Source organism: Oribacterium sp. oral taxon 078 str. F0263, assembly GCF_000469565.1.
Classification (GTDB): Bacteria; Bacillota; Clostridia; order Lachnospirales; family Lachnospiraceae; genus Oribacterium.
In genome coordinates this window covers 1-2,490 of sequence record NZ_KI273111.1, presented here as the reverse complement: position 1 = coordinate 2,490, position 2,490 = coordinate 1, and the positions used below count along the sequence as shown (strand labels likewise).

The following is a 2,490-nucleotide window of genomic DNA, read 5'->3' as shown; positions in this document are numbered from 1 at the left end:
CGGGGGCCGCGCTCTTTTCCGCGGCCCCCGCCCTTTCTCTCTATCTCATCCGCACTTTGATTCTCTTCGCCTGCGGTCTTTGCGAAGGAGAGCTCCCGCTCCCTCTTTCATCAGGAGAGTGAATCAGGAAATCTCAATATAGCGGCGCTCTGGGAGCTTCTTCTCCTCTTCCTTCTTCGGAATCTCCAGCTTAAGGACTCCATCCTCATACTTCGCCTTGATATCCTCTTCCTTCAGCTGCTCCCCGACGAAGAAACTTCTCTGCACAGAGCCCGCATAGCGCTCCTGGCGGATCATCCTGCCCTTCTCGTCCTTTTGCTCCTTCTCCTCATTTTTCTCCGCGGAGATCGTGAGATATCCGTCCTTGAGCTCAAGCTTCAGCTCATCCTTTCGATAGCCTGGAAGATCTATCGCAAGCTGATAGCCCTTCTCGTCCTCCCGGATATCCGTCTTCATGAGGTTCTTCGCCCTCTTTCCATAGAGAGCCTTCGGGGCATAGCCCTGATCGAGATCCCGGAAGAAATCCTCAAACATATCTGATCCAAAAATACTCGGCATGTACATCATAGCAAAACCTCCTTTATCTGAAATCCATTTCCATCGCTATTGCTATTGCTTCTTTTCCCTTACATCTGATGTTATAGCATACGTTGTTAGCACTGTCAAGCGATGAGTGCTAACAAAATTGTGAAAAATATGTGTCCTAAAAAGGCGCCTCCCCGCTCTCCGGGGAAGCGCCCTTTTGCTTGTCCAAAACGAGAAGTCCGGTTCTCAGTTCTCGATTCCCAGTTCTCACTTCGCCTTTCCCTGGGCGGCGACAGCCTTCATCTTTGCTGCGATCGCCTCCTGATCCCCGAGATAAGACTTTTCGATGACCTTTCCCTCATCGTCGAGACGATAGACCAGCGGCGTGCCGGTCGGGACATTGACAGAGACGATCTCCTCCTCCGTCAGCTTCTCAAAGTACATGATGAGCGCCCGGAGAGAGTTCCCGTGCGCCGCGATCAGCACCCTCTTTCCGCAGCGCATCTCCGGGAGGATCTCCTTCTCATAGTAGGGAACCACCCTCGCAACCGTATCCTTCAGGCTCTCCGTGAGCGGAAGGTTTTCGGGCTTCACCCCGCGGTACTGCTCCTGCAGCTTCGGGTTTCTCTCGTCCTCCGGATCCAGCACCGGCGGCTTCACATCGAAGGAGCGCCTCCAGATCCTGACCTGCTCCTCTCCGTATTTCTCCGCGGTCTCCGACTTATTGAGGCCCTGCAGAGCACCATAATGGCGCTCATTCAGCTTCCAGCTCTTCTGCACCGGAAGCCAGACCCGGTCCATATTGTCCAGGACATGGTTCAGGGTGTGAATCGCCCTCTTCAGATAGGAGGTATAGCAAAGGTCAAAGTCAAAGCCGCTCTCTCTGAGAAGCCTGCCCGCACTCTTTGCCTCGGAAATCCCCTTCTCCGTGAGATCCACATCCGTCCATCCCGTGAAGCGGTTCTCCAGATTCCACTCGCTCTCCCCATGCCGTATCAAAACCAATGTGTGCATACTGCTCCTTTCTTATCCTTCCGCTCTGCGGCTGTCCCCCGTCGCATAATCGATTATGATCCCGGGCTGAACATTGTAGACGAAAGCATTAAAACAGACCCCTTCTCCCTCATCCTCCGAAGAATAGGCCTCCATGAGAACCCCCCTCGCCACAAGCTCCTCCCCGAGAAAGACCGGCGTCACACGAAGAAGCACATGACGGCCGCTCGATTTCACATAGTCGGAAATCCTGCGCTCATAGGGAAGCATTCCCTCCACATTCATATACCGGGTCCCGGTGATGAGATTCTGCGGATTGGCATTCTCCCCGGTGAGCTGGTAGGCGAGAAGATGACAGCGGTTGTAGAGATATCGGTCCCCTATGAGATCGTCATAGCGCACCGTATGCCAGCCCGTGGGCTTTATCATGCCGATCGGCCCTCTCGGTTCATCCGGCATGAGATCCCTCCCCACGTTGGCCATCGCCGGTCCGCATCTTCCGAGGGAATCCAGCGGACTGTAATGCTCGTAGGACGAAGGGAGAAGATCCTCCTGAGCAAAGTAGGGAAGACCGCCGTTGACCTCCGCGGAGGGAAGCCCCGCATAGGCCGGGAGCTCCTCATAGCGAAAGCTCCCCGCATCCTCCTCCCTCTGAGGAAGCGCTGCGGCGGATCTCCTCTCCGATGAGAGCGGGCCCTCCGACTCTCCCGTCTGCCCGGAATCCCCCGCAAGAAGGGAAGGAAGGGTGTATTCCGCCTCTTCGGAAAGCTCCGTCCTCCCTTCTCCCGCATGCTCCGCATGCAGTCTCTGCCAGGCGAAGGAAGCGAGAAGAAGGAGCAGAAGCTCCAGGATCAGGAGATTTCTCCGCCTCCCTCCGGGCCTTCCTCCTGTGCGCCGCTTCCTCTTCTCCATCAAAGCTCCCGCCCCGCTGAAAATAAGTCAAATGCCGGAACAGCCGCCCGTGTATACACG

General features: G+C 55.8%; 3 protein-coding genes. All 3 read right to left on the bottom strand.

Annotated features, from left to right (window positions below; all coding sequences use genetic code 11):
* Positions 1–123 precede the first annotated feature (123 nt).
* The 3 genes from HMPREF1986_RS05810 to HMPREF1986_RS13830 all read right to left on the bottom strand — a co-directional run bounded on the left by HMPREF1986_RS05810 (position 124) and on the right by HMPREF1986_RS13830 (position 2,430).
* Positions 124–564, bottom strand: coding sequence for an Hsp20/alpha crystallin family protein (locus tag HMPREF1986_RS05810; protein ID WP_036599507.1), 441 nt, complete (start codon positions 562–564; stop codon positions 124–126).
* A gap of 228 nt (positions 565–792) precedes the next feature.
* Complete coding sequence (gene gpmA / locus HMPREF1986_RS05805; protein WP_021773854.1) at positions 793–1,539, bottom strand: 2,3-diphosphoglycerate-dependent phosphoglycerate mutase; 747 nt, start codon at positions 1,537–1,539, stop codon at positions 793–795.
* Positions 1,540–1,551: 12 nt separating this feature from the next.
* On the bottom strand, positions 1,552–2,430 hold the full coding sequence (locus HMPREF1986_RS13830) for a DNA/RNA non-specific endonuclease (protein WP_021773853.1): 879 nt from the start codon (positions 2,428–2,430) through the stop codon (positions 1,552–1,554).
* Between the last annotated feature and the right edge of the window lie 60 nt (positions 2,431–2,490).